The organism is Desertimonas flava, from assembly GCF_003426815.1.
GTDB lineage: Bacteria > Actinomycetota > Acidimicrobiia > Acidimicrobiales > Ilumatobacteraceae > Desertimonas > Desertimonas flava.
Map to the genome: position 1 here is coordinate 20,396 of NZ_QKYK01000028.1, position 26,272 is coordinate 46,667.

The 26,272-nt window shown below is 70.2% G+C and carries 24 protein-coding genes; 8 read left to right on the forward strand and 16 right to left on the reverse strand.

The genetic code is table 11. The features are described 5' to 3' along the window. Positions 1-61: 61 nt before the first annotated feature. The 5 genes from DN771_RS23045 to DN771_RS23065 form a co-directional block, all read right to left on the reverse strand. Positions 62-466, reverse strand: coding sequence for a Zn-ribbon domain-containing OB-fold protein (locus DN771_RS23045; RefSeq protein ID WP_162942305.1), 405 nt, complete (start codon positions 464-466; stop codon positions 62-64). 10 nt (positions 467-476) lie between these two features. Next, a complete protein-coding gene (locus tag DN771_RS23050) occupies positions 477-1,664 on the reverse strand; it encodes a thiolase family protein (RefSeq protein WP_116999927.1) in 1,188 nt (395 codons plus the stop codon). A 28-nt stretch (positions 1,665-1,692) separates the two neighbouring features. Continuing rightward, a complete protein-coding gene (locus DN771_RS23055; protein WP_205528734.1) occupies positions 1,693-4,302 on the reverse strand; it encodes a CaiB/BaiF CoA transferase family protein in 2,610 nt (869 codons plus the stop codon). Between the two features lie 98 nt (positions 4,303-4,400). Further along, positions 4,401-5,174: an enoyl-CoA hydratase/isomerase family protein gene (locus tag DN771_RS23060; protein WP_116999966.1), complete on the reverse strand. Its 774-nt coding sequence runs from the start codon at positions 5,172-5,174 to the stop codon at positions 4,401-4,403. A 77-nt stretch (positions 5,175-5,251) separates the two neighbouring features. Then, positions 5,252-5,875 (reverse strand): PH domain-containing protein, encoded by a 624-nt coding sequence (locus DN771_RS23065; protein ID WP_162942306.1) that lies wholly within the window; start codon positions 5,873-5,875, stop codon positions 5,252-5,254. A gap of 125 nt (positions 5,876-6,000) precedes the next feature. Between DN771_RS23065 and DN771_RS23070 the strand changes: the two genes are divergently transcribed. After that, positions 6,001-7,926: a UvrD-helicase domain-containing protein gene (locus tag DN771_RS23070; RefSeq protein ID WP_162942307.1), complete on the forward strand. Its 1,926-nt coding sequence runs from the start codon at positions 6,001-6,003 to the stop codon at positions 7,924-7,926. A 22-nt stretch (positions 7,927-7,948) separates the two neighbouring features. Here DN771_RS23070 and DN771_RS23075 read toward each other — a convergent pair whose 3' ends face one another. Both DN771_RS23075 and DN771_RS23080 read right to left on the reverse strand, forming a co-directional pair. Next, positions 7,949-8,731, reverse strand: a complete 783-nt coding sequence (locus tag DN771_RS23075) for an exodeoxyribonuclease III (protein ID WP_116999929.1) — start codon at positions 8,729-8,731, stop codon at positions 7,949-7,951. After that, positions 8,728-10,350, reverse strand: a complete 1,623-nt coding sequence (locus tag DN771_RS23080; protein WP_162942308.1) for a S1 RNA-binding domain-containing protein — start codon at positions 10,348-10,350, stop codon at positions 8,728-8,730. The genes DN771_RS23075 and DN771_RS23080 overlap by 4 nt, the downstream gene beginning before the upstream one ends. A 121-nt stretch (positions 10,351-10,471) precedes the next feature. Between DN771_RS23080 and DN771_RS23085 the strand changes: the two genes are divergently transcribed. Continuing rightward, positions 10,472-11,101 (forward strand): HAD-IA family hydrolase, encoded by a 630-nt coding sequence (locus DN771_RS23085; RefSeq protein ID WP_227462455.1) that lies wholly within the window; start codon positions 10,472-10,474, stop codon positions 11,099-11,101. A gap of 25 nt (positions 11,102-11,126) precedes the next feature. Here the strand turns inward: DN771_RS23085 and DN771_RS23090 are convergent, their stop codons facing one another. The 3 genes from DN771_RS23090 to DN771_RS23100 all read right to left on the reverse strand — a co-directional run bounded on the left by DN771_RS23090 (position 11,127) and on the right by DN771_RS23100 (position 12,734). Further along, positions 11,127-11,366 (reverse strand): hypothetical protein, encoded by a 240-nt coding sequence (locus tag DN771_RS23090; RefSeq protein WP_116999931.1) that lies wholly within the window; start codon positions 11,364-11,366, stop codon positions 11,127-11,129. 109 nt (positions 11,367-11,475) lie between these two features. Continuing rightward, a complete protein-coding gene (gene dapB, locus DN771_RS23095; protein ID WP_116999932.1) occupies positions 11,476-12,210 on the reverse strand; it encodes a 4-hydroxy-tetrahydrodipicolinate reductase in 735 nt (244 codons plus the stop codon). Next, on the reverse strand, positions 12,207-12,734 hold the full coding sequence (locus DN771_RS23100) for a DinB family protein (RefSeq protein WP_116999933.1): 528 nt from the start codon (positions 12,732-12,734) through the stop codon (positions 12,207-12,209). The genes dapB and DN771_RS23100 overlap by 4 nt, the downstream gene beginning before the upstream one ends. Positions 12,735-12,925: 191 nt before the next feature. On the opposite strand from DN771_RS23100, the gene DN771_RS23105 reads away from it, so the two are divergent. Genes DN771_RS23105 through DN771_RS23120 form a run of 5 tightly spaced genes read left to right on the forward strand, consistent with a single transcriptional unit; the run spans position 12,926 to position 21,071 of the window. Beyond that, positions 12,926-14,542, forward strand: coding sequence for an ABC transporter substrate-binding protein (locus DN771_RS23105; RefSeq protein WP_162942309.1), 1,617 nt, complete (start codon positions 12,926-12,928; stop codon positions 14,540-14,542). 13 nt (positions 14,543-14,555) lie between these two features. Then, complete coding sequence (locus tag DN771_RS30160) at positions 14,556-15,506, forward strand: ABC transporter permease (protein ID WP_193615404.1); 951 nt, start codon at positions 14,556-14,558, stop codon at positions 15,504-15,506. 27 nt (positions 15,507-15,533) lie between these two features. Next, on the forward strand, positions 15,534-16,385 hold the full coding sequence (locus DN771_RS30165) for an ABC transporter permease (RefSeq protein ID WP_193615405.1): 852 nt from the start codon (positions 15,534-15,536) through the stop codon (positions 16,383-16,385). Next, positions 16,378-18,456 carry an ABC transporter ATP-binding protein gene (locus DN771_RS23115; protein WP_116999935.1) on the forward strand — a complete coding sequence of 693 codons (2,079 nt, stop codon included), beginning with the start codon at positions 16,378-16,380 and terminating at the stop codon, positions 18,454-18,456. The genes DN771_RS30165 and DN771_RS23115 overlap by 8 nt, the downstream gene beginning before the upstream one ends. Before the next feature lie 23 nt (positions 18,457-18,479). Then, positions 18,480-21,071, forward strand: coding sequence for a winged helix-turn-helix domain-containing protein (locus tag DN771_RS23120; RefSeq protein WP_162942310.1), 2,592 nt, complete (start codon positions 18,480-18,482; stop codon positions 21,069-21,071). A 95-nt stretch (positions 21,072-21,166) separates the two neighbouring features. Here DN771_RS23120 and DN771_RS23125 read toward each other — a convergent pair whose 3' ends face one another. From DN771_RS23125 to DN771_RS29780, 6 genes are all read right to left on the reverse strand, one after another. Further along, positions 21,167-22,351: a hypothetical protein gene (locus DN771_RS23125; protein WP_116999937.1), complete on the reverse strand. Its 1,185-nt coding sequence runs from the start codon at positions 22,349-22,351 to the stop codon at positions 21,167-21,169. Next, positions 22,348-23,181 carry a YhjD/YihY/BrkB family envelope integrity protein gene (locus DN771_RS23130; protein ID WP_162942311.1) on the reverse strand — a complete coding sequence of 278 codons (834 nt, stop codon included), beginning with the start codon at positions 23,179-23,181 and terminating at the stop codon, positions 22,348-22,350. The genes DN771_RS23125 and DN771_RS23130 overlap by 4 nt, the downstream gene beginning before the upstream one ends. A gap of 77 nt (positions 23,182-23,258) precedes the next feature. After that, positions 23,259-23,573, reverse strand: a complete 315-nt coding sequence (locus DN771_RS23135; protein ID WP_116999939.1) for an SHOCT domain-containing protein — start codon at positions 23,571-23,573, stop codon at positions 23,259-23,261. 59 nt (positions 23,574-23,632) lie between these two features. Continuing rightward, on the reverse strand, positions 23,633-24,061 hold the full coding sequence (locus DN771_RS23140; RefSeq protein WP_205528735.1) for a DUF6325 family protein: 429 nt from the start codon (positions 24,059-24,061) through the stop codon (positions 23,633-23,635). A 79-nt stretch (positions 24,062-24,140) separates the two neighbouring features. Next, the gene (locus tag DN771_RS23145; RefSeq protein ID WP_116999940.1) at positions 24,141-25,112 is read right to left on the reverse strand and encodes a DUF1214 domain-containing protein; all 972 of its coding nucleotides are present in this window, start codon (positions 25,110-25,112) and stop codon (positions 24,141-24,143) included. A gap of 352 nt (positions 25,113-25,464) precedes the next feature. Next, on the reverse strand, positions 25,465-25,608 hold the full coding sequence (locus tag DN771_RS29780) for a hypothetical protein (protein ID WP_162942312.1): 144 nt from the start codon (positions 25,606-25,608) through the stop codon (positions 25,465-25,467). Here DN771_RS29780 and DN771_RS23155 point away from each other — a divergent pair. Next, positions 25,595-26,269: a GAP family protein gene (locus DN771_RS23155; protein ID WP_116999942.1), complete on the forward strand. Its 675-nt coding sequence runs from the start codon at positions 25,595-25,597 to the stop codon at positions 26,267-26,269. The two genes, DN771_RS29780 and DN771_RS23155, sit on opposite strands and share 14 nt — an antisense overlap. Positions 26,270-26,272: the final 3 nt, after the last annotated feature.

A 26,272-nucleotide genomic window follows, 5' to 3' on the forward strand; every position in this document is an offset into this window, starting at 1 on the left:
GTCCCCCGACACGAGAGTGGGTCGAATCGTATATGATTTCCCGCCGTCGGTCAATCGTCGTTCAGGCCGGGCCGAATGACGGGATCGTCTCGCCCCCGTCGGTCGGGACGAATCCGACACGAAGCGCAAGCCCGACCCGTAGTTCGAGATCGGACGGCACATCGAGGAGGGCATACATCCAGGGACCTTCCTCGAGTTCCACCAAACCCGCGCGGCGCGTCTCGCCACCACCGTCGCGGGGATGGAGCACGATCCAGCTCACCAACGTGGCCATCCCCGACGCGGGATGCCAGTCCACGCGTCCACTCTGGCACTCGTGACACCGCAGCGAGTTGCCGTGCGATGACCCGCTGCTCGGGGCGAGGAAGTGGCCGTTCTCGCAGCGCCGCACGAGCAGGATCCCCTGGGCGGCCGCGTCGAAGAACGGTGCGGAGAAGTCGTCGCGTTGAACAGCGGGCAAGAGCACGGTGGCACCTTCAGTCACGTGGATGGGCACCCAGGATCAGGGTGGCGTGGTGTTCGAGGATTCCGCCTTGGCCGCTGCACAACGCGAAGTCGTGCCGCGCGACCTGACGATCGCCGCCGTCGCCGCGAACCTGCACGACGGACTCGTACAGCGGCTGCGTCCCGACGAGGTAGAAGGCCGACAGCTGGCCGCCGCCGGTGTTGGTGGGCATCGACCCTCCCGGACCCAGCTCGCCGGTCGCGGCGAACGGCCCCCCGTCACCCTTGGGCACGAAGCCATAGTCCTCGAGCGTGAGCAGGACCGTGAAGGTGTAGCAGTCGTAGAACTCGCGGACGTCGATGTCGTCGAGACCGATCCCTGCCATCGCGAAGGCCTGGCGGCCGGCGAGACCGGCCCCGGAGACCAGACCGAGCTCGCTGCCCCGCGCACGCGGGTGACCGAGATGCCCCTGGCCCCAACCCCAGATGTACACCGGCGGGCGCTGGAGGTCGGGAGCGCGTTCGGCCGCGGTGATCACCACAGCGACGGCACCGTTGGAGACGAGGCAACAGTCGAGCAGGTGCAGCGGCTCGGCGATCCACCTGGAGTTCTGATGGTCCTCGATCGTGATCGGCGTCCGCATCTGCGCCATCGGGTTCATCGTGGCCCACTCGCGCTGCGCGACGGCGATCGCCCCGAGTTGTTCACTCGTCGTGCCGTACTTCTCCATGTGCCGACGCGTGAACAAGGCGTACTGCTCGTTCGCTCCCCGCAACCCGATCGCCGTGTCCAGGGCCGGGAAGCCCGCCGGCGAGCGGTTCATGGCATAGGACCCGTAGGCCGCCCCGCCGGAGGCGCCGGGTTCCTTCAGCGGCGCGTCGGCGTGGACGTACACGACGTTGCGCGCCATCCCGGCCTGGATGGCCATCGCCGCGTACTGCACCGCGGCCGCCGTGGACGCGCCGAACATCTCCAGATTGACCATCTCGAGCGTCAGGTCGCGCAGCCCGAGGGTCGCGGCGACGGAGACGCCGCTGGGCGCGATCCGGCCCTGGGTGGTCAACACCCCGTCGATGTCGTCCATCGACAGGCCGGCGTCGGCAACCGCCGCCGCCACGGCGTCCGCGGCGAACTCCGCCGAGGACTTGCCGTAGACGCGACCGATGGCGGACGTTCCCAATCCGACGATCGCCGCCCTCGCACTGAATTCGTTGGTCATTGCTCGCCCTCCTGCTCGCTGGTCGCCACTAGATGACATCCGCGTCGGCGAGGGCCGCTCGCTCGGCGGCCGACAGCCCGAGCAGCGTCCCGTACACGTAGTCGTTGTCCTCGCCATAGTTGGGCGCGTGTCGGTCCACCGGGCCGCCGATGTAGCTGGGTGTCTCGCTGAAACGGGTGGGAAGCTCGCGGGCGGGCCACGAACCGCACTCGGTCTGCTCGAGGTCCACCATCCACCCCAGGTGCGCCAGCTGCGGATCGGATGTGTAGCGGTCCTGTGCGGTCTGGCAGACGCCGGCGGGAACGCCCTCGGCCTGCAGGGCCTGCATCAGCACGAACGGGTCCCACTCGACGGTGACCGACTCGATCCGCTCGTCGAGGTAGTCCTGGTCGGCGAGACGCAGCTGGAGCGTGGCCAACCTCGGGTCGTCCGCGAGGTGAGGGGCATCGAGCACGCGAACCAGGGCGCGCCACTCGCTGTCGCTGTGGGCGCAGATCGCGATCCAGCGATCCGTTCCTGCGCAGCGGTAGGCGCCGGCGGGCGCCGCCACCTTGTACGGCGACCGGTTGCCGTACCGTCGCCATGACCTCCCGTTCGCCGACCAATCGAGCACCGCGGTCCCCGTGAGGTACAGACCGGACTCGACCTGCGAGGAGTCGATCCAGCAGCCCATCCCGGTCGCACGCTGTCGATAGAGGCCGGCGAGCACGGCGACCGCCATCTGGTAGGCGCCCCACCAGTCGAGGTACGAGTATCCGATGCCCGCAGGCGGATGCGGCTCGGGGAGACCCGTCATGTCGGTGAGCCCGGCGAAGGCCTGGGCGGGCGGGCCGAAGCTGCGGACCCGTCCGTACGTCCCCTGCTGCCCGAGTCCGGATTGGGACACGTAGACCAGTCGGGGATTGATGCGGCGCAGCTCCTCGTACCCGAAGCCCATCCGTTCCATGGTCCCCGAGCTGAAGCCCTCGATGACGATGTCGGCGTTCTCCAGCAGCCGGCGGAGGAGTTCCTTGCCCTGCTCGGTCTTGAGGTTGAGGCTGATCGCCCGCTTGCCGGGGTTGGCCTCCAGGAACCCACCACTCCGGTTGGGACTGCCGTTCGAGGAGAAATCGGGCATCGGCCCGTCTGCGGCCTCGCACGCTTCCCGCCCCAGCGGATGCGGACCCGTGCGGCCGAACCGCATCATGTCGAGCCGGGTGTGGTGTTCCACCTTGATCACCTCGGCACCCTGCGCGGCGAGGTAGCGCCCGGCGCCGGCACTGGCCAGCATCCAGGTGAGGTCGACCACGCGAACCCCGGTGAGCGCGAACTTCCGGCTCGGAGGTCGATGCTCGGGATCGATGCGCACCGGTCGCAGCGGCGGCCGCTCGCGCGGCGGCAGCCTGGCCCACTCCTCGCGGACCGCAGCGGTGTGCTCTCCCATCAGCGGTGCCCGAGGGCCGGAGCGCCAGGGGATGCCCGGTGCGACCCATTTGGCGCGGATCTGGGTGAACGTCTCACCGAGCTCGGGGTACTCGAGATCGATGAACGTCTCCCGTGTGCGCCAATGCGGATCGACTGCGTTCTCCTCGGGCCGGCGCACCGGCGCCCACGCGAACCCGGCGTCGAGACCGTCTCGGAACAGGTCGCGGTCGAACGTGTGGCTCGCCACGAGGTTGGCGAGCAGCCGGTCGATGTGGGCCACGACCTCCGGGCGTTGGATGTAGTCGGAATCGTCGTACCTGGGATCGTCGATGTCTCCGGCGCGGAACGAACGGAGGAGAGCGATGAGGTTCTCGACGGACCCGTGACCGGAGTCGTTGGGGAGATAGGTGCGGTAGGGCAGCACCCAGCGGCCATCTTTCGTCATGACGATCCGTGACGACGCCGATCCCTTCTGGTCGACCCCCTCCCGCGGGAAGGCGTGGCGACCGGTCTGGCGGTACAGGAGGCGGCGCATGTAGATCCACTCGGGCACGTCGACCTCGGTGTTGGCCGCCACCGCCTGGTGGACCGACGTTGTCAGCAGCTGCCCGACTCCGGTCTCGAGCACGTGGTTGAGTGCACCGAGGATCCCGATGGTCGCCAACTCCCCCGCGATGGCGTACGCCTGCCACATCTGCGGCGCGACCGGCGGGAGCTCGTAGTGACCGGACGGATCCGCGTCGTAGCCACAGTTCATCATCAACCCGCCGAGCGCGAGATGGACGAGGTCGCTCGCTTTCCAGTCTGCCCACGGTCCGTCGTCGCCGAACGGGGTGATCCGCGAGTAGACCAGCCCCGGGTTCAGGCGACGCAGATCCTCGAAGCCCAGTCCGCGATCTGACAGGTACGACCGGTGACGCGTGTCCAGCACCACATCGGCCGTGCCGGCCAGATCGAGGAACGCCTCTCGGCCGCCGGGGGTGTCGAGATCGAGCGACACGCTGCGCTTGCCGAAGTTGTAGTGCCAGAAGTACAGGCTCCGGTTGGGATGCGGGTCGTCGCGGTAGAACGGTCCGTAGCCGCGGGTCACCTCCCCACCCGGAGGTTCGACCTTGACGACATCGGCGCCGAGGCCGGCGAGCAGCTTGCCGCAGTACTCGCCCACCTCGTCGGCCAGCTCGAGCACTCGCACCCCCGCGAGGAATCCGGAAGCGACATCGCTGTCGGCGCTCACGTCGACACCCGCCTGCGACACCTTCCGGCCTCGTACTCCAGCCTCATACCCATCGCTGCATCATATACGATATGAGGACGATAGCGAGAGCCGGGGAGTCAGCGTGCCCGGTACACCGGATCGCGCTTGTCCGCGAACGCCGCCCGGCCCTCGGCGGCATCGTCGGTGGCCGCCAGCACCTTGGCCATGGCGTACTCCAGCCGGAGCCCGTCGTCGATGTGGAGGTACTGGGACCGGACCGCCAGCTCCTTCGTCGCGCGCACCGCGAGTGGGCCGTTGGCGCAGATCCGCCGGGCGTACTCGTAGGCCGTCGGCATCAGTTCCTCAGAGGACACCACGCGATTGATCAGCCCCAACCGAAGCGCCTCGGCGGCATCGATCTGGTCTCCCGTGAGCAAGAGCTCCATGGCGATCGGATACGGCAGCTGGCGGACCGCCCGCTGGGTGCCACCGTTGCCCGGGAGCAGACCTCGTTTGACCTCGGAGATGCCGAATCTGGCGTGCGTGGCGGCGATGCGGATGTCGGTGGCGAACAGGAGCGTCATGCCTCCGGCGAGGCAGTAGCCGTTGACCGCGGCGATCACCGGCTTCCACACCTCGAGCCCGCGATTGAGCAACTGCTCACGCTGGGTCTGCCAATGCATCCACGTCTCGACGACCGCCGACTGCGGCTGCTTGAGGTCGGCCCCGGCGGTGAATGCCCGGTCGCCCGCCCCGGTGATCACCGCGGCCCAGATCTCGGGGTCGTCGCGCACGGCCAGCCACGCCTCGGAGAGCTCGGAGTACGTGGCCGGATCCATCGCGTTCATCACCTCGGGGCGATTCAACGTGATCGTCGCGATCCGATCGGACACCTCAAAGAGCAGCGACATGGCAACGACCTCCCATCCGTTCATCATATACGATGAGAGGAGGCGTCTGCTGTTGCCGGACGCCCCCGGCCGCGTCGCTACTCGCCGCTGAGCAGGCGTTGCTTCTGCGCCTCGAACTCGTCGTCGGTCAGCGTGCCGCGATCGCGGAGCGCCTCGAGCCGTTCGAGGCGCTCGGTCACGTCGGGGGCGCCGGCGGCAGCCCGTTGCTGGCTCCCCTGGAACATCCGGTTCTCGTTGAGCTCCATCTGCGAGTGGATGAGGTTCTGGATCTTGTCGGGGTTCTTGACGTCCGTGAAGCGCTGCTGGCCCCCTTCGGCTCCCGACTCGATGAGCAGGTCCCCCGCCCCGATGAAGCGCTCGAAGATCGACTGGTTGAAATGCACGCTGTTGACGCGTTCGAGCGGGATCTCGATGCCGCTCTTGGCGATCACGCCGTGGCGGAAGATCACCCGGTCGCTGGTGATGACGAAGTTCGTGGTCGCCCAGCGTAGGTACCGCAGCAGCAGCCAGAGCGCGCTGACGACGATGAGGGCGAGCACCAGCCACTTCAGCGGGTTGCTGTCGGTCGCCACGATCACGATGATGCCGAGAACGATCGAGCCGACGAGGGCGGCCACCGCTTCGGCGAAGTACCACCAGTGCGGGTGCAGGTCGACGGCGAGCTCTTCGTAGTCGTTGAGCAGCTTCTTCGGATACGGCATGGGCCAACAGTACTGCCGGGATCGCCGCCGACCGGAGGATGTCGGGTCCGCGGCCGGCGCCGTGCCGAGCCTTGGCACGGCCGACGTGCGCACAACTGTTCGTGCCACCCCATTAGCCTGATCCGGTGGACGCCGCCGACCTGCTGGCCGACCTCGACGAGCAGCAACGGATGGCGGTCGCCACGCCATCGACGCTCGTCGCCGTCATCGCCGCGGCCGGCTCGGGCAAGACCCGGGTGCTCACGCGGCGGATTGCCTACCGCATCGCCGACGGATCCGCCGATGCTCGCCACACGCTGGCCCTCACGTTCACCCGGGAGGCGGCCGGCGAGCTGCGCCGGCGCCTGCGCCGATCGGGCCTTCGCGAACCGGTCGAGGCCGGCACGTTCCACTCGGTCGCCCTGTCCGTGCTCCGTCAACGGTGGATGGATTCGAATCGGCCGCCACCCAACATCGTCAACGACCCCGACCGGCTTCTCGGCGAGGTGGCGGAGGGCGTGCCGCTCGAGACCTTGCGGGCCGAGCAGGCATGGAGCGCGGCGCTCGGCGTCGGCGCCGCCGGCTACACGGGCGCCGCTCGGGCGACCGGACGACGCACGGGCACCAGCCACGAGCGGGTGGCGGCGGCGCTCGAGCGCTACGAGTTGCTCAAGCGGCGGCGCGGCGTGATCGATCTCGACGACCTCCTCACGATGCTGACGGCGGACATCGAGAGCGACCCCGAGTTAGCGTCGGTCGTGCGGTGGCGGTTCCGGCATCTCCTCGTCGACGAGGCCCAGGACCTCAACCCCGCTCAGTACCGACTGCTTCGAGCCGTGCTCGGCGACTCGCGTGACCTGTTCCTGGTCGGCGATCCGACCCAGTCGATCTATGGCTTCAACGGCTCCGACTCGAGCCTGCTCGCCGACATCGATCGGCACCTCCCTGGCGTCGAGATCGTCCGCCTTCCGTCCAACCACCGCTGCACCCCCGAGATCGTCACGGCGGGGATGCACGCGCTCCGTGTCGCCGGCCAACCCGCCGACGCCGTGTCGGCACGGGACGGCGGAGGCTCCGTGGAGTTCGTCGTGGCCGCCGACGAGCTCGACGAGGCGGCCCGCGTCGCCGACATCGCCAACCGTTGCGAACGCGGCCTCGTCCGCAACGGCCAGGTCGCCATCCTGGCGAGGACCCACCATCAGCTGGCGGCGTTGCGCACGGCGCTCGAGCGTCTCGGCGTGCCGATGCGGCGCGACGCACTCGCCGCCGGGACACCGCTCGCCGCCGCCGTCCGCACCGCGGCCGTGCTCCGATCGGCATCCCAGCTTCGCGCCTGGGCCCACGACATCGTCGATCTCCCACCGGCGACGCCCGGAGTGCCGGCCGACGCGGCGGCGGTCGCCGAGCGCACGGTCGCCGGGGCAGTCCTCGACTTCCTGCACGACCAACCCCTCGGAGACGGGGCCGCCTTCCGCTCCTGGGTGGCATCGACTCGGCCGTTCGCCCGTCCCGGCGACGCCGACGGGGTGGAGTTGTTGACGTTCCACGCAGCCAAGGGCCGCGAATGGCACACCGTGATCGTCACCGGCGTCGAGACCGGCCTGGTGCCTCACCGGTCGGCGACGACCGTCGATGCCAAGGGCGAAGAGGCGCGTCTGCTGCACGTGGCCTTCACGCGGGCCTCGGACCGCCTGGTCGTCACGAGGGCCCTTCGCCGACGCGGCTATGCACGACACGACAGCCCGTTCGTGGCCGGCCTCGAGGACCTGACCCGATCCGCCCCGGCCGCGGAGGCGCCGCCCGAGATCGTCGCCCTCGGTTCGGGAGCCGCGGCGAGCCCGACCGCCCGACGGATACGCCGGCTCGAACAGTGGCGCGACGACATGGCTCGCGGCATCGCCATGCTGCCGACACAGATCTGCTCGGATGGTGACCTCGCGGCGATCGCTGCGGCTGCGCCGTCGACGATCGACGAGCTCGTGGCGGTCACCGGGTTCGGTCCGGCCACGGCATCCCGGCACTTCGACGGGATCCGCGCCGCGCTCGACGCCGCCGACCTCGTCGATTGCTGAACGCCGGATCGGCGACCGCGGATCAGGCCGCGGCGAAGTCGACGACGACGGGTGCGTGGTCGCTCGGTGACTGCCCCTTGCGGGCGTTGCGGTCGATGACGCACCACTCGACGCGGGACGCCGCCGGCGCCGTGGCGAGCACGAGGTCGATGCGCAGCCCTCGGCCCTGGTGGAAGTCGCCCCGGCGGTAGTCCCACCAGGAGTACACCCGGGGGGTGTCCGGATAGCGCGTCCGGAAGACGTCGACGAAGCCACGATCGATCAGCGCGCCGAGAGCCTGACGCTCGGGCGCACTGACGTGGGTCTGGCCCTCGAAGGCCTTGGGGTCGTAGACGTCGGCGTCGGTGGGCGCGATGTTGAAATCGCCGGCGATCAGCACCGCATCGCCCGGCGCCGTGACCGCGTCGAGATGAGCGTGGAGCCGCTCGAGCCAGCGCAGCTTGTACTGATAGTGGTCGGCGTCGAGCGCCCGGCCGTTGGGGACGTACACGTCGAGCACCGTGAGATCGCCACACCGGGCGGTGATGAGGCGGGCGTCGGAATCGGGATCGCCGCCGTCGGCGAATCCGTGGACGACGTCGGTGAGGCCGACACGCGACAGGATGCCGACCCCGTTCCATCGCCCCTCTCCGTGGTGCGCCGTCTCGTACCCCAACGCGCCGAACGCCAGCGCCGGGAAGGCGTCGTCGCTGAGCTTGGTCTCCTGCATCACCAGGATGTCGGGCGACACGTCGGCCAGCCACTGCTCGACGCGCTCCTGGCGGGCGTTGAGGGAGTTGACGTTCCAGGTGGCGAAGCGCGTCACGACGCCGGCTGCCCCGGCGCCGCAGCCACCGTCTTGGCGGCCGTCGTCTTCCTGGCGGCGGACTTCTTGGCGGCGGGCTTCTTGGCCGCAGTCGTCTTGGCGGCCCCCTGCTTCGCCGAGGTCTTCTTGGCCGCCGCCTTCTTGGCGGCCGGCTCCGTGCTGGCAGCCTTCTTCGTGGCCGCCGCTTTCGTCGCGACCGTCTTGTTGGCTGCCGGCGCCGTGCCGGCCGACTCCTTGGCTGCCGCCTTCTTGGCTGCCGCCTTCTTGGCTGCCGCCTTCTTGGCGGCCGGCCGGTTCGCTGCCGCGGCGGCGCTCGCCGGTTCCGTGGGGACCGCCTTGTTGGCCGACCGCTTTCGCGTCGCCGTCGCGGCCCCAGGGGTGTCAGGCGCCGCCGCAGCGGCCTTCTTCGCCCTCGTCGCCCGCTTCGCCGGCGCCGCACCCTCGGCGACCGGTGCCGGTTCCCGGGGCGTCACGTCGGCAGGAGTCGACACAGACGTCGGTTCCCGATCGGCCGCGCGGCCCTTCTCAGCTGCCGCCGCACTCCGCGTCGACGCCTTCTTGACCGGCGCCGCCGGCTTCTCCCCCGCCGAACGCTTCGCCGCTGAACGTCGGCCGCCCGCCCGCTTCGCCGGTTTGGCTGCTGGCTCCTCGCCCGGCGCTTCGGTGGGCGCCGGATCGCCAGCCGGTGACGCGTCGCCCGAGGCGGCGGCCGCCGGGATGGCGAGATCGACACTGCGGCGGGCCGGGGCGAAGCTCGACACCACGAGCGTCACGTGGTCTCCGAGCTTGAGGACCTCCCGTGCGCTGCGTGGCGGTGGATCGGCCATCAGTCGGAGGGGCACGTAGCCCCGGAGATCGCCGATGGTGACGTAGGCGCCGTGGGACGAGTACGACTCGACCACGCCGCTCACGCTGCTGCCGACGGGATTGAGCTCGACGAACTCGAGAAAGGGCAGCAGATCGTTGACCGGGCCGCCGCTCGGCGCCGGCCGGGACGCGGCCGGCGCAGGCTGCTCGACCTTCGGCGTTGCCGGCTCCGTCCGCTTGGAGCCGGAACCCTCCCCCTGGCGGCTCCGGCGACCGGGAGGCGGCTCTTTCGGCACGGGCATCGGCTGGCTCGCCAACTTGCTCGCCGTACGGCGGCTGGCGTTGGCTCCGGCGCGCGCCTTGCGGCTCACCGGGCCCTTCACCGGCACGCGGTTGACGAACACCCAGCCGATGTTGGGAACGGGCTTGCCGCCGATGAGGCGGCCCTCGTCGAACAGCCAGGGATACTGCCCGTGGAACTCCTGGAACGAGTCGTTGCTCAGGATCGTCGCGCCGACCTTGTGGGCGATGCTGAGGACGAAGGCGTCGCCGCGGCCGATCGCCCCGGCGGGTGGTGCGACGACCTCGTTGTGGGCGACCGCCTCGTCGAAGGCCTTGACCTCCGACTTGTCGATGCGGTGGCCGAAGGTGGCGTCGACCACCACGGTGATCGCCGACTCGGGGTGCTCGTCGCGGAAGCTCAGTACCGCATCGTTCAACTGGGCAAGGCTGGGGCTGGATCGCCCCTCGGTCGCGATGTTCGAACCGTCGACGACCACCAAGGGGTGGCCGTCACGTTGTGCTGTCGTCATACAGATTTCTTCAGTGAGGTTGAGGCGAGCGCTGAATGCGGCGCGCCGGGCGAGCCACGCTCCGGGGATCGTTCCTCTCCGGCAGCGTCGGATCGCGACCGCCATCGTAGAGTGCCCGGTCGTGTACAGCGCGGTTCTCTGGGACTTCGGGGGCGTCATCTTGACGAGCCCGTTCGAAGCATTCGCCCGCTACGAGGGCGACAACGGCCTCCCGGACGGCTTTCTCCGCGGCGTCAACGCCACCAATCCCGACGCCAACGCGTGGGCCCGTCTCGAGCGCAACGAGCTGACCCCCGACGAGTTCGACGTCGCGTTCGCCGACGAGTCCCACGCTCTCGGGCATCGCGTACCGGGTCGCGACGTCCTGGCACGGCTGATGGGCGACGTCCGCCCGGAGATGGTGGAGGCGCTCGACGCCGTGCGCTCGGCCGGATACAAGACCGCGTGCCTCACCAACAACGTCGTCAGCGACGATCCCCGCCCCGACATCGATGTGGTCATGAGCCGCTTCGACGTGGTCGTCGAATCGTCGAAGATCGGCGTCCGCAAGCCCGAGCCCCGCTTCTACCAGACGGCGTGCGAGCTGCTCGGCGTCGAGCCCTCGTCGTGCGTGTTCCTCGACGACCTCGGCATCAACCTCAAGCCCGCCAAAGCGATGGGGATGGCAACCATCAAGGTGGTCGATCCGGCGACCGCGCTCGCCGAGCTCGCCGCCCTCATTGACCTCCCCCTCACGTCGAGCACGAATTGAGGCGTCCCCCGCCGGCCGGACGAGCTCAGGGGGTGAGCAGACGCACCGCCCGCACCGTCTGGATGCGGGAAGCGTCGACGTCGGCACGGAGTTGCGCCCACGCCTCCTCGGGAGTCCCACCGGACGCGGCGACGAACGACAGGTCCCCGTCGAACCGCTCGGCCTCGGCCGTCCAGGTCGGGATCACCTCGAGCAGGCGGCCGTCGCGGGCCCGCACGTGGTTCTCGCGGTAGTCGAGCGTGGTTCGCCACCCGGATCGTTCCATGCTGTGGATCGTCAGTCCCGATTACCTGTGAATTCCTTGGGGACCATTGCCCCGAGGCTGTGCCCAAACCCTCGACCTCAACCTGAGCTGAGGAAGGCACTCGCGTGGGTCAGAGCCCGAGGACCGGGTCGAGACCGCGCGTCAGCCCTGGCAGATCGGCGATGCGCTTGCACGCCAGCACGACGCCGGGCATGAAGCTCTCCCGGCTGTAGCTGTCCTGCCGCAGCGTCAGCGTCTGCCCGGCGGCTCCGAGGATCACCTCTTGGTGGGCGACCATGCCACGCATTCGCACCGAGTGCACATGGATGCCGCCGGGGCCCCGGCCGCCACGCGCGCCCGGCACCGTCTCATGGGTCGTCGGGTCGGCGGGCCACGCATGCTTCGCCGTCGCCATGCGCTCGGCGGTCACCGCCGCCGTCCCCGACGGTGCGTCGAGCTTGGCGTCGTGGTGCAGTTCGATGATCTCGGCGGTGTCGAAGAAGGGCGCAGCCATCTCGGCGAATCGCATCATCAGTACGGCGGAGATGGCGAAGTTGGCGGCGACGAGCACGTTGCCCCCGCCCGCCGCGGAGGCCTCCGTCCAGGCGTCGAAGTCGTCGGCGCCGAGGCCCGTGGTCCCGACGACGCAATGGACCCCGTTGCGTGCCAGCCAGGCGACCGAGGTACGCGCCGCAGCGGCGACCGTGAAGTCGACGACGACGTCGCAGCTGGCGTCGACGAACGTCTCCAGCGAGTCACCGGCGTCGCCACGGGCCACGAGGTTCAGCTCGTCATCGGCCTCGACCGCCTCGCACACTGTCGAGCCCATCCGCCCGGCGGCACCGTTGACGCCGACACGGATCACGGTTGCTCCTCCCCCACGTCCCAGAGATGGTGGATCGGGTCGTGGACGAAGTATTGGGCGAATGTGGCAACGGTGAACTCGGCACCGTCGCTACGGACACCGGATCGACCGTACTGATCCTCGGTGACGGCGGCGAACGACTCGGCCACTGCGGCCGCAGCGGTCGCCAGATCGGCCGAAACCGTCGCCGGATCCTGATCGCCGTACCGCTCACGCTCGGCGGTCTCGTCCTGGTCCCAGTTGGCGAAGCGCGGGCCCTCCTCGTCGAGCATCAGGTGCAGCCGCGTGTCGAACAGGGCGAACACGTCGCGGACGTGGCAGGCGTACTCGAGCGCCGACCAGCGTTGCGGCTGGGGGCGCACGCCGACGTCATCCCGACGGAGCACGGCGGCCCACACCGACGCGTTGTCCCGGACGAGGCGCGGCACGTCGCGAACGGTCACCCCGGCTGCCTCGAACCCGCACTCGGGGCACGGTCGCTGCAGGACCCAGGTCCAATCCTTGGTGTCGGGCTCGATCGCCATGGCCGTGAACCTAGTGCCGCGGCGTCGGCGAGACTCGAGTGAGTTCGTGCGAGCGCATGGCGCCGACCGACTGCGGAGTGACTCCGGCGACAAACATGTCGGCTCGACCACCGTGCGCGTGCGATCATGCGTGCAGGCACCGCTCCACCGCCGACCCTTCGATCCGCCGTTCGTACCTCAGGGGACCGCGCATGCCCTATGAAGATCACCGTCCCGTCAACCAACCGCGTCGCGCCGGCGCGAGCCGACGCGACGCGCTCACCCTGCTCGGGATGGTCGGCATCGGCGCGGCGACCGGCGGCGTCTTCGTCGCCGGTCGCGCCCAGGGAGCACCCCGGTCTCCATCGTGGCTGCCGAGCCCGGCGAGCGCCGAACGGGTCCGGGGAGGCATCCTCCGCCTCGGCGGACTGCCACCGGGCGCCAGGATCGACCCGCCGACGTTCGCCAGCGGCACGGCGCGAGGCGTCCTCGGCCTGGCCACCGAGTACCTGGTACGCACCGCTCCCGACGGCACGGTCGAGCCCCAGTTGGCGATCGACTGGGACGTCAGCGCCGACGGCCTCACGTGGACGTTTGCCCTCCGTCCCGGCGTGGTGTTCACCAACGGCCAGCCCCTGACCGCGCGGGCCGTGGTGGCATCGATCTCGCGGCTGGTTGCCGACGAGTCCACGTCGGCGGCCAAGGGCACGTTCGAAGGGGTTCTGTCGTCCACCGACGCGGTGGACGATGCCACCGTCGAGTTCGTCCTCGCCCGTCCCTTCGCCGACTTCCCGTACCTCGTGTCGTCTGCCAACTTCAACACCATCATCCTCCCCGAGGACTACGACGGCGACTGGCAGTCCAACCCGGTCGGCACCGGACCGCTCCGGGTCACCGAGTTGCAGTTCGATCGGGGTGTGGCCTTCGAACGGTTCGACGCGTCGTGGCGGGCCGACCAGATCTCCATCGACGGTGCGACCTACACCTTCTACTCCGATCCGCAGGCGCTGCTGCTCGCCTTCCAGTCCGGCGAGACCGACACGATCGCGGCGATCGACCACGCGCTCGTCGAACGGCTCGATCCGGAGCGCTTCGGCTACGTGTCAGGTCCGAGCAACGGGTTCTACGCGTTGGCCCTCCGTGTCGACACGCCGCCGTTCGACCGGTTGGAGGTCCGCCAGGCGATCGCTTGGGCTCTCGACCGGCTGGCTCTGCACGACACGTTCGCCGGCGGTCAGGGATCGCTCGGCAACGATCACATCTTCGGTCCCTTGCACCCCGTGCAGCCTGGAGGACTCGCCCAGCGCGAGCGCGATCTCGACAAGGTGGCTGCGCTGCTCGGCGGGGTGCCACTGTCGTTCGAGATCACCACCGTGCAGGGCGGAGCGGAGACGTTCTCCACGCTGCTGCAGCAACAGCTCGCCGAGGCCGGCATGGAGGTCTCGTTGAGGGTCTTGCCCCCCGAGGAGTACTACGCCGACGGGCCGTCACCGCCGTGGCTCGACGCTGCCGCCACCGTCACCTACTGGGCGTCACGTCCCAGCGTGTCGCAGCTCGTCGGCCTCCTCTTGTCCTCCAGCGCGATCTGGAACGCGTCGCACTACGCCAATCCCGAGGTCGACGAGCTGGCGATGGCATACGACGCCGCGTCCGACGTTGCCGAGCAGCAGTCGGCGGCCGACCGGCTGGCGGCCGTCCTCCACGAGGACGTCCCGGTGATCATCCCCCTCTTCGACGGCGTGAGCCGGGCCTACGCCAATCGCCTGCACGGGGTGGTCGCCGATCCCAGTCTGATGCTCGACCTGTCCCAGATCTGGCTCACCGACTGACCGCGAGGTCACCATGCGGCACATCGTCGTCCGGCGCCTGATCACCGCTCCACTGGTCCTCGTCGTGGCGTCCGTGTTGATCTTCCTCCTCGTCCACGTGGCCCCCGGTGATCCGGCGCGGGCGGCCCTCGGTCCGTACGCGACCGCGGAGCAGCTGTCGGTCTGGCGCGGCGAGCGCGGCCTCGACGGCTCGTTGCTCAGCCGTTACGGGGCCTGGCTCGGCGGAGTGGTTCGGGGAAACTGGGGACACAGCGTGATGTTCGGCACCGAGGTTCGGCCGCTCGTGCTCGGCCGACTGGGCAACTCGCTCCTGCTCGGCCTCGCCGCGTTCGTGCTCGCCACACCGGTGGCGATCGGCGTCGGGATCTGGTCAGGGATGCGCCGGGGCCGGCTCGTCGATCGCGCCGTTTCGATCGCCGGGCTGGTGCTTGCTTCGACGCCGGCGTTCGTCATCGGGGCGATCCTGCTGATGGGATTCGCGGTCCATCTACGGTGGTTCCCGGTGAACAGCCAGCCACCGCCCGGCATCGTCCGCGGTGGACGCCTCCGGGCGATGTTCCTCCCTGCGCTCACGGTGTCACTCGGCCTGCTCGGCTACGTCTCGCGCATGGCGAGGGCCGGGACCATCGGGGTCCTCGACTCGGCCTACTACCGGGCTGCGGAGCTGAAGGGGCTGGCGACGGCCAGGCTGGTCCGGCGCCATGTGCTCCGGAACGCGCTCGTTCCGACGATTGCGGTGCTGAGTACCCAGCTCGCCACGATGCTCGGCGGGTTGGTCGTCGTCGAAGCGCTCTTCAACTACCCCGGTGTGGGCTTGCTGATCGTCGACGCCGCTCGCGATCACGACGTCACGGTGCTCGAGGCCGCAACCCTCACCACGGCTGCGGTGTCGATGCTGGTCCTGCTCGTCGCCGATCTGGTCTACGGCGGTCTCGATCCCCGTGTGCGCCACGGAAGGGCCTGACGTGCCGAGCCAACCCATGGATCCGCAGTGATCGGTGCCGTCGGGCCGGCGTCGCCGCGCCGCGCCGGCACCGGCAGGCTGCTGGCGCCGCTGATGGGACGGCCAACGTTCGTGCTCAGCGCAGCCGTCCTCGCGTTCTGGCTCGCCGCGGCGATCGCGTGGCGATGGCTGCCGATCGACCCGTTCGGCCGGGCGGGTCCGCCGTTCGCCTCGCCCTCTCGCACCGAGTGGTTGGGGACCGACCGGCTCGGGCGGAGCGTGTTCGCTCGACTGCTCGCCGGTTCCGAGTCGGTGCTGGTGATCGCACCGCTCGCCACGCTGCTGGCGACGGCGGCCGGGACGACGATCGGCCTCGTGGCCGCCTGGCATCGAGGCGTCGACGAGATGATGATGCGTCTGATCGACGTCGTCGGTGCGCTCCCGGGAATTCTCGTCGTCGTCCTGCTGTCGGCGGCGTTCGGACGCTCGGCCACGACGGTGGTGTGGTCGGTCGCGGTGCTCTTCGCGCCGCTCATCGCCCGCACGGTGCGGGCAGCCGCACTGAGCGAGGTGGAGCGTCCCTACGTCGACGCCGCACGACTGCGCGGCGAGCGGGCTCCGTTCATCCTCATCCGCGAGGTCCTGCCGAACGTGGCTCCGGCGGTCGCCGTGGAGGCGACGGTCCGTCTCGGCTTCACGGTGCTGTTGGTCTCCGGGCTCTCCTTCCTCGGCCTCGGACCACAGCCACCATCCCCGGACTGGGGGCTCTCCGTCACCGAGAACCGCGCCTATCTCGAGGTCGCGCCGTGGACGGTGCTCGTTCCTGCGTTCGCCATCGCCTCACTGGTGGTGGCCGTGAACCTCCTGGCCGACAATCTGCGCGAGGTCTTCGATGTCTAGCGGCGGCCCCGCCCGCACTCCCCTGGTTCAGATCACGCAGCTCACCGTCGCGTACCGCAGTGCCCACCACCGGCGTGCATCCGGATGGGGGAAGAGCGGCCGGGCGCGGCCCGGCCCGGCCCACGTCGTCGACGGAGTCGACCTGCACATCGGCGCGGGCGAGGTCTACGGGTTGGTCGGCGAATCGGGCTGCGGAAAGACGACCACAGCACGGGCGATCACCCGATCGCTCCCGGCGTCGGCGTTCGTCTCGGGCACCGTCGCCGTCGCCGGTCGTGCCGTCTTCGGCCTGCGTCACGGCGCGTTGCGGGAGTATCGGGCACGCGACGTGGCGACCGTCCATCAGGAGCCTGCCAGCGCGCTCAACCCGACCATGCGAGCAGGGCGCCAGATCAGCGAGGTCTTCGAGAACCTCGGCCTCGAGCGTCGTGACGCCGGCGCCGCAACCCTCGACATGCTCGGGCGGACGGGGATGGCCGATCCGGCGGAGATCGCTCGCCGCTACCCGCACGAGCTCTCGGGTGGCCAGCAACAGCGGGTGGTCATCGCCATGGCCCTGGCCGCCCGGCCCCGGCTCCTGATCCTCGACGAGCCCACCGTCGGGCTCGACGCGAGCACCGAGCTGGCCGTGCTCGGCCTCGTCGACTCCCTGCGGAGGGACGTCGGTGCCTCCGTGCTGTTCATCAGCCACCGCTTCGATCTCGTCCGCCGCTGGTGCGATCGCGTCGGGGTGCTGTATTCCGGGCGCATCGTCGAGGAGGGGCCCGCCCACGACCTGATCGACCGGCCGCGCCATCCCTACAGCGACGGATTGCTGCGCTGCGTTCCCAGCCTGTCGGCCCACCAGGGCACCGCGGTGCTCGAGCCGCTCCGCGGGTCGCTGCCGTCGCCCGCCGCTCGCCCGGACGGCTGCGCCTTCTCCGACCGATGCCACGCTGTCAGCGACGCCTGCCGCGATGCCGAACCTCCACTCGCGTACGACGTCACCGGACGACTGGTGCGCTGCTGGCATGCGGGCGCGCGGGCTCCAGAGCCGACCGGGCAGCCCGTGGCCCACCGGGTCGCCGGGCCATCGAGCGATGATCCGATCCTCCGGATCGACGGGGTGACCGTGCACTACGACGATGTCGTCGCATGCGACGACATCGTCCTCGCCGTGCAGCGCGGGGAGGTGATGGCGGTCGTCGGCGAGTCAGGGAGTGGCAAGACCACCCTCGCCCGCTCCGTGGCCGGGCTCGTCCGCTACGGAGGCCGTATCGAGCTCGACGGCCTCGAGCTCTTGCCGGCGGCGGCGCGCCGGCGCCCGGACGTCCGGCAGCGAGTCCAGATGGTGTTCCAGAGCGCCGACACCACGCTGAACCCGCGCCACACGGTGGGCGCGGTGCTCGACCGGGCGATCCGCCGCCTCGGTGGCAAGGGGACGGTCGAGGAGTTGGCCACGTCGGTGCGGCTCGACCACAGTCTGTTGGGGGTACCGACGCGGCTTCTCTCGGGGGGCCAGAAGCAACGCGTCGCGATCGCCCGGGCGTTCGCCGGGCGCCCATCGCTGGTGGTCTGTGACGAGCCCGTCTCGGCGCTCGACGTCTCGGTGCAGGCCGCGATCCTGCAACTGCTGGGCGACCTGCAACGCGAGACCGCCGCGGCGTACTTGTTCATCTCCCACGACCTCGCCGTCGTCCGTCACGTCGCCGATCGCGTCGCTGTGATGTACCGCGGCCAGGTCGTCGAGGTCGGTCCCGGGGAGGCGATCTTCGACGGGCCGCGCCACCCCTATACCGACGACCTCCTGGCATCGGCGGCGATGTCGGCCTCGGGGACCTTCGCCGAGGTCGCTGCACCCTCCGAGCAGCCCGAGGACGTCCCGCGGCCGACCGGGTGCCGCTTCCGACGACGATGCCGCTGGGCGATCACCGATCTCTGTGACACTCAGTCGCCACCGTGGCGCACGATCGGGGACGGACATCAGGTCCGCTGTCACCTCGATTCGATCGGCCTCGCGACTCGACAGGCCGACCAAGCCCGCTCCGTTACCATCTCGGCGGGGTCCTCGCGTCGCAGGAAGCTGGGCTGAGGGCCGAGTTGGGAGGATACGTCGTGGGCGTCCGGTCCATCGCGTCGAACAAGGTGACCGCGCCCGTCGTCATGCGGCCGACGGTGGCGCGACCAGCGCTGCAGGCGAAGCTCGACGCATCGACGTGGCGCGTGGCGACGGTCTGTGCGCCGGCCGGCTTCGGCAAGTCCACGATCCTCGCGGCGTGGGCGGCGACGAACGCCGACGGCTGTGTCTGGCTGTCCTGCGACAGCTCGGATCGTGAACCCACTCGGTTCTGGACCGGTCTCGTCGGCGCCTTGTCCACTCGTTGGCCCGGTCTCGGCGACGAGCTCGTTGCGACCTTTCGGCGAAACGCCACCGACGCACGCGACGGCGCCATGGGCCTGGCCAACGACATCGCCGAGATCGGTCAGCGCATCGACATCGTGATCGACGACCTGCACCTCGCCAAGCCGACGCCTGAGGCTCTGGCCGCGTTCGTCCACGCCCTCCCACCCAACGCCAGGCTCCTCATCGGCAGTCGCCGGGCGCCCCCGTTCTCGCTGGCGCGACGACGACTCGCCGGCGATCTCCTCGAGCTGCGCACCGACGACCTGCGGTTCACCGGCGCCGAGACCGCGATGGTGCTCGACATCAACGGCGTCGAGCTGGACCCGGCCGACCTGGAGCGCGTGCACACGATCACCGAAGGCTGGCCGGCCGCTGTGCAGCTGGCCGCCATGTCGTTGAGCCGGAGTGCCGATCGTGCGGAGTTCCTCGACGCCCTCGGAACGACCGACCTGACGCTGACCGACTTCCTCGTCAACGAGGTCATCGGCGAGCTACCTGAGCACTGGGTCGACTTCCTGCTGTCGACGTGCCTGCTCGACGAGTTCGACGCCGACCTGTGTGCGCGGCTCAGCGGGCGGGACGATGCAGGTGCCCTTCTCGAGAATCTGCGCACGGCCGGCCTCTTCGTCGTTCCGATCGGTGACTCCGGCGAGTGGTTCCGGTATCACCACCTGTTCGGGGCGTTCCTCCGGGCCCGCGTCCGGATGGCGAGCATCAGGAGGTACGACCAGCTCGTCGAGGACACGGCCGCGGCGTTCGAGGACCGGGGCCTGTACGTGGCAGCCATGCGCCTGGCCATCGCCCACCGTGACGCGGCGCGGGCCTGCGACACCGTGAGGCGAGCCTTCGGTCACGGCCTTTCGGCCGTCGACCTGGAGGTCAGCGACGCGGCGGCGCGGCTCTGGCTCCACGAGTACGGCGAGCGTTCGGTGACCGACGACCCCATCAGGCTGCTCGCCGTGCTGACCAGCCTGATGGTGACATCGCCCACCGACGACTTCTCAGGCTGGCTGGTGCGCACCGCGGCCGAACATCCGACCCCCACGGCCGAGGTCCGCCGCTACCTCCATGCCGATTGGGCTGCCCACCACCTCCTGCGCGGCCAAGCCGACGAGGCCGTACATCACGCGGAGGCAGGCGTCGCGGCGCTGGACGGGCTCGACTCGAATCGGGTCTCCGGACTCCACTCGCTCCGTGTCCGGGCGCACCTCGATGCCGACGACGTCGACGGTGCACGCGAGGCCGTTGATTGGGGGCTGCGCGTGATGTCCGGCAATCCCGTGGTCGATCACGTGCGCCTTCCCGCTCTGCGCTCGTGGATCGCGTTCCTCGACGGCGACCTGGCCCGCGCCGACGAGCTCGCCTCGATGGCGTTGCGCACGGCCGACGAGATGGGACTGGGAGACCTCGAACCGGGACGCGTGTACGCCTGGTTGGCCATCGGCGGGGTGAGCTCGGAGCGTCTGGACGACGACGCGGCGCGAGCCGCGCTCTCCGAGGCCGGCCGTTGTGCCCACAGTCTCGGCCAGCCTCCGGTCCGGTGCGCCGTCGCCCTGCAGGAAGCGGCGACGGCTCGAGAGCAGGGAGACGCGGAGACGGCGGCTGAGTGGCTCGCCCGCGCCCGGGCGTTGGTGCCCGAGGCATCGGGAGCATTCCTCGCCCGCCTCGAGCGCGAGGCCGATCGCCAGCGGCTCGAGTTGACGACCGTGCCCACCGGATCCACGCACAGCCCAGAGCGCCGCGTCCCGACCGACCGGATCGACCAGGCGCGTTGGCATCTCCGTCAAGGGGACGTCGCCGCCGCTGCAGCACTCGTCGACGACCTCCCCGAAGCCGCCACCACGCGGCAGCGGCTCGACCGGGCGGTGCTGCGTGCACTCGTGGCCCCCCACCTCGCCGAGGCGGCCGACGCCCTCCGCGAGGCACTCGTCATCGGCGCCCCCGACCGCTTCGTGCGGAGCATCGTTCGAGCCGGCCCGGCGGTACTGCGGATCCTCGACGCCGTTCCCACCGGTCCGTGGGATGGGTACGGGCGTGAGCTGGCCAGGCACGGTGCCGCGGCGCTCTCATCGATGCACACCGGTCCGCACGGTGTGCCCGGTCGACCGGTCGAAGCGCTCAGCCCGGCCGAGCTCGTCGTCCTGCGGCACCTGTCGACCCGGCTGAGCAATCGAGAGATCGCCGACGCCCTGTTCATCTCGATCAACACGCTGAAGACCCACGTCAAGAGCGTCTATCGCAAGCTGGACGTGACCTCCCGCTCCGAGGCCGTCTCCGCCGGACGCCGTCTCCACCTGACCTGAGGGCGACCGAGCGGGTCCGCCCGCCGTCGACGCGCGCGGGAGGGTGCCAGGCACCATCCCGCGAGCGCATTCCTGGTCCGCGGCCGGCGGCTGGGTCAGGAGGAGCGAAGTCGACGAGACACCGGGATCACCAGAAGCGCCGCGGCGAGTCCGGCGAGCAGCGTCCACACGGAGAACCCGAGCAGGGCCACGACAGCGAGCCCGGTCCCGGCCGTCACGACGAGGACGAGGTCCTCGTGAGGCCAGCCGCGCCGCGATGACGCCACCGCGACGGCGACGGCCGCGACGAGCAGGACGACCCCGGAGATGCGCACGAGGCCAGGGGTCACGCTCTCCAGGACCGCTTCGACCACCGCCCGGCCCGACGGGCGGTGGGCCAGCTCGGGACCGTCGTCCACCACGTCTCCGACAGCGGCACGGGCGACCACCGACACCGCGGCGATCCCCACGCCCAAGCGCACCGCGGCCGCCAACCGGTTGCGGGCGAGCACGATCGTGGCGGCGAGCAGGACGATCGCCGCGGCGACGAGCAGGAAGAGGCCGCGCCGGGCCACCACGGTGAGCTGCTGCGCGGCCCCCACCGTGCCGCCGCCGTCGCCGACCTGGTCGGTCCGGTAGATCACGAGCTGACCGAAGTCGTCGGGAAGGTCACGGCCGGTCGCCGCCTCGAGGGCGGCGACCTGTTCGTCGGGGTCGCCGTCGACGGCCAGCTCAGGGATCTCGCCGACGGCACTGACGCCGCGCCGTTCGAGCTCGATGAGACCCCGCGACAGAAGCGGGAGCAGGTTCAGGGAGACCTCACCGTCCGCGACCGACACGCCGTCGACGATGCCGTCGCCCGACAACAGCCGCAGTGCAGCATCGTGGGCCCGCATGGCCATGCGGGCGACCACGTCGGGCACCAGAGGATCGTCGAGCACGGCGCGGAACACCCGCTCGACGAGCTCGTCGACTCCGGCGCGCAACGCCGGCCGCAGCTCGTCGAGAGCGGGGGGCAGCTCGGCGACGACGTCGTCGGGGAGGCGGAGGTGGTCGACGACGAGCTCGGACAAGGTCGTCGCGAGCGCTGCCTGCACCTCGGGCTCCTCGGCGATGTCGTGGGCGATCGAGCCCGTCGTCGAGGTGTCGAGGATCGTCGCTCGGGCCCACGTTCCGAACACCGCCCCTTCCAGGACGACGACCGCGAGCACGCCGCACACAGCCGCGGTGAGCGTTCGGACGCGACCGCGCAGCGACGGCGCAACGTCCGAGCCAGCTTCGCCGGCAGGCTCGGGCGTCACCCGCGATCCTCGTCGAGCTGGAACACCCGTCCGATCTGCGGCCAACGGCTTGGCAGCCGGCGCAGGACCGGCAGCGCGAAGACGACACGCGATACGCTGCCGAAGCGCTCGTAGACGACGGCATCGACGACGAACGACATGACCATGGCGCGAGCTGCGATGAAGAACCAGCCGAGGGTCACGACCGTGATGCCGAGCGCGCCGTACAGCTGCGAGGCGCTGGCGAATCGGCGGGGCAGGTAGAGCTGGCTCACCGCCTGCATCCCGGCGAGAGCGATGCCGACGATGAGCCCTCCGGGCACGAGCACACCCGGGTCGGATGTGGGGTGCGGCAGCAGGCCCGACAGCACCATCCAGGCGCCGGCGTAGAGCGCTGCGGCCACGGCGAACGACGCACTTGCTGCGCCGACGCCGAAGTGAAGGCGCAGCGAGTTGACGACGACAGCGACGAGGCCGACCCCGATGAACAGTCCGATCATCGTGCCGATCAGGCGGGCCGACGGGCGAGCCCGGACGGGTACCCGCCACGCCAGGCAGCTCGACTGCGCCAGCACCTTGCTCAAGGTCCGTCCGGTACTCACCATGCCGACGAGACCGAGTCCGATGGCGAGCCATCGTGCGCTGTCCGGTTGGGTGACAGCGGCGTCGATCTGGGCGGCGATGGTGCCGGCGATGCCGGCCGACTCGAGTTGCTCCTCGTCGAGCTGTCGCTCCATGAAGCCCGCCAGTCCGACGAGGAGCAGCACGAAGGGAACGACGAAGAGAAAGAGCCGGAAGGCGATCGCGCCTCCGAGGACGGAGCCGGCGGCCTCGCGGTCGCGCGCGAGCACGAGCGCTCCACGTTCCCTCGCACTCTCTGCGAGGAACCGCACACGGGCGGAGAGCGATCCGTCATGCAAGTCGGCCTCTACAGACCGAGCAACCGCGACTTCGCCGCGGCGAACTCGTCATCGGTGAGGAGGCCCTGGCTGTGCATGTCCGCCAGGCGCTGGAGCTCGGCGATGTCGCCGGTGCCGGCGCTCGGCGCTGGGGGCCCGGAGCGAGCCGCTGCCTGCTGCTGCTCGTAGGCCTGGGCCTCGGCAGCCTGGGTCGCGTGGGCCTGCTGGCGCTGCGCCACCCTCCCGGCCACGGCGGTGGCCGTCCCGGCGACGACCGCGGTCCGTGCGGCCGTGCCGATCAGGCCTGGCCTCCCGGCACGCACGAATGGACGTCGTACGAACATCCGATCTCCTCTCTCTCTCTCTCTCTTGAACTGGGGTGTGAGCTGGCCGGCGAACGGGTTCAGCCGGCCAGCAGGGCGAGGGAGGAACGGACCGTCTCGGCATCGAGGCGATCGTGGGCGACCACCTGACCGCCGGCGCCGGCGACGGCCTCGACGAGCCGGCGGGCCCACGTGTTCTCCCAGACGACGACGGCGGCCGTGCTGCCGAGGCTGAGCGCGTCGCCGATCATCTCGATGTCCTCGTCACTCAGCAAGCCGTGGATCTCGCCGTCGAGCTGGTCGAAGATCGCCGTTTCCTCATCGGCGAGCTCTCCCACCTCGATCGCTGCGACTGCCCCATTGGCGCCCTTCGAGACGAGGACCAGGTCGAGGATCGCCACGGTGCCTGCATCCACCAGCTCGGCGAGGGCGGGGACGATCTCGCCGTTGAACCGGCTGCCTGGGAACTCGATGACCGCGAGCTCGATCGGGGCCTCGGTCGGATTCATCGGTGTCTCCTGTCGTCGTCGTGTGGTGTCCGGATCGGGGGCCGTGGCGTTCGGTCGACGCCGCCTGCTCGGTCGGTGCTCACGACGCCGCCGTGCCGGCCTGTTGGCGATCGCCGGTCTGGAGCGACGGGAACCGCCACGTCCCGTCGAGGATCTCCGGGCGCGGCCGGTAGAGACGGACGAGGTAGTTCCAGCCCTCGCTGATCGGGATCACGTTGGCGGCGGACGGTCCGTGATCGCCGAATCGAACGGTGATCGATCCGTCCTGCTCACGCACGCCGGTCACGCTGTTCACGCTGTAGGCCCCGGCGGGGTTCGGTTCGAAGTATCCGGCGGCGTTGTAGACGGAGATCGACCAGAACGCGTCGACCGGTACGTCGCCGACGTTCAGCTCGTACGCGCCGACCGGCAGTCGCGGGTCCACACCGACGTAGGTGGCCTCGCTGGTGGGCAGGCCGCCCCAACCCGCGGCCGTGCCGATGAGGTGGCGAACCGGATCCACCTCCGACCGCGTCCCGAACATCCTGTCGAACGCGTCCAACCCACGCGCCAGGCCCAGCAGGCCGCTACGCGTCTCGTCGAAGCTCGTCGGGTCGTAGGCGGGCATCTCGAACGGGACGGCGGACGGCGCCACGATGCCGAAGCGGTCCTGCAAGGCGGCCACCTCGGCCACGTCGGCGCTGTCGCTGGGGTCCACGAGGGTGCGCACGGCGACGACCACGTAGCGGGTCCCGAACTCCTCGCTGGTGAGATGGTGCTCACCCGCTTCGTGCAGGATCCGGTTGACGTAGTGGTCCTGGTTGACGATCATCACCGACACGTATCGATCGCCGTGTTCGGGGACCGTGACCGTGGCGCCCCCGGCGAGGTCGACGACGCCGAAGCTGTACAGCGTGTCCCGGTTCAGCCGGATCACCGTCTGCTCGTCGACCGAAGCCGGCTCGCGGTTGTGCCGGAGGCGGTTCACGCCGCCGGCGTCCCGCTGGAGATCAGCGAACATGCGCTCGGTTTCGGCGCGAGCGAAGTTGTCGACGTTGACGTGGATCGGCATGGCAGTGCTCCTGGGGACGTGAGGTACGGCGGGGTCCGACGTTTCGGTGGGACCACGTCGACCGTTGGACGCCGGTCGACCTGGTCTGCCGATGGAGTTCGGTTGGCCCGTCCATGGCATCAACGGCGTCGAACGGCGGCTCGTCACGCAAGTAGGGGTTTCCCGACGCCCACGGACCGCCGTCGGCACGGCGGATCTGTAGTGGTTCACCTACTTTCACGAGCGCGGGTGCCACCCCGACGATCGCGCCGTGCGATCCGAACTCGACGTCGTCATTCGTCTCGATCTCGCGACGCGTCCTGCTCGAGGCGTCCGCGGTGCCGTCGAGTCTCGGTATGGAACCCGGTCGTTCTCAGGGTGGCTCGACCTGCTCGGTCACCTCGAAGGACTCGTCGACCGCGCCCACGAGGACGCCGGCCGTGCTCGTGGGGCCGCGACGGCCGACCCTGCGGAGGGCCGAACTCGCGATGAGGAGGCGAGCGGTGGGTGAGGCCATCGGCGCACTGCTGCCGTTGGCGGTGGGTGTCGCTCTGAGCCCAGTGCCCATCATCGCGGTGATCCTGATGCTCGGGACCCCACGAGCGGGCACGACCGGCACGTCGTTCGCCGCCGGATGGATGTTCGGGTTGTCAGCTGTCGCGGCGGTGATCGCGCTCGCTGCCTCGGGGGCCGACGATCCGGACTCGGGACCGTCGACCGCGGTCGGCATCGTCAAGCTCGCCCTCGGCGTCGTGTTCCTCGCGTTGGCGATCGTCCAGTGGCGCAAGCGTCCGGCACCGGGTGAGGCACCTGAGATGCCCCGATGGATGCAGTCCATCGACCGGCTCACGCCGCTCAGGGCGGCGGGCTTCGGGGCGTTGCTCTCGGGAGCCAACCCGAAGAACCTCGCGCTCACCGTGGCCGCGGCGGCGTCAGTCGCCGAGGGAGGGCTCGGAGGCGGGAGAACGGTCGCGGCACTGGCGATCTTCGTGATCGTCGGGTCGTTGACGGTCCTGGGGCCTGTGACGCTCTACCTGGTCGCTCCCACGAGCGCGGCGGCAAAGCTCGAGGCGGTCAAGCAGTTCCTGTCGGCGCACAACGCCACCATCATGATGGTCGTGCTCGTCATCCTCGCGGCGAAGTTGATCGGCGACGGCATCGGTGGACTCAGCGGCTGAGGT

Bases quoted from the DNA above. Each gene is read 5' to 3' on its own strand.
- DN771_RS23050 (WP_116999927.1), bottom strand. From the start codon at position 1,664: ATGACCAACGAATTCAGTGCGAGGGCGGCGATCGTCGGATTGGGAACG.
- DN771_RS23060 (WP_116999966.1), bottom strand. From the start codon at position 5,174: ATGTCGCTGCTCTTTGAGGTGTCCGATCGGATCGCGACGATCACGTTG.
- DN771_RS23065 (WP_162942306.1), bottom strand. From the start codon at position 5,875: ATGCCGTATCCGAAGAAGCTGCTCAACGACTACGAAGAGCTCGCCGTC.
- DN771_RS23080 (WP_162942308.1), bottom strand. From the start codon at position 10,350: ATGACGACAGCACAACGTGACGGCCACCCCTTGGTGGTCGTCGACGGT.
- DN771_RS23090 (WP_116999931.1), bottom strand. From the start codon at position 11,366: ATGGAACGATCCGGGTGGCGAACCACGCTCGACTACCGCGAGAACCAC.
- DN771_RS23100 (WP_116999933.1), bottom strand. From the start codon at position 12,734: ATGGCGATCGAGCCCGACACCAAGGATTGGACCTGGGTCCTGCAGCGA.
- DN771_RS23105 (WP_162942309.1), top strand. From the start codon at position 12,926: ATGCCCTATGAAGATCACCGTCCCGTCAACCAACCGCGTCGCGCCGGC.
- DN771_RS30160 (WP_193615404.1), top strand. From the start codon at position 14,556: ATGCGGCACATCGTCGTCCGGCGCCTGATCACCGCTCCACTGGTCCTC.
- DN771_RS23115 (WP_116999935.1), top strand. From the start codon at position 16,378: ATGTCTAGCGGCGGCCCCGCCCGCACTCCCCTGGTTCAGATCACGCAG.
- DN771_RS23135 (WP_116999939.1), bottom strand. From the start codon at position 23,573: ATGTTCGTACGACGTCCATTCGTGCGTGCCGGGAGGCCAGGCCTGATC.
- DN771_RS23140 (WP_205528735.1), bottom strand. From the start codon at position 24,061: ATGAATCCGACCGAGGCCCCGATCGAGCTCGCGGTCATCGAGTTCCCA.
- DN771_RS23145 (WP_116999940.1), bottom strand. From the start codon at position 25,112: ATGCCGATCCACGTCAACGTCGACAACTTCGCTCGCGCCGAAACCGAG.
- DN771_RS29780 (WP_162942312.1), bottom strand. From the start codon at position 25,608: ATGGCCTCACCCACCGCTCGCCTCCTCATCGCGAGTTCGGCCCTCCGC.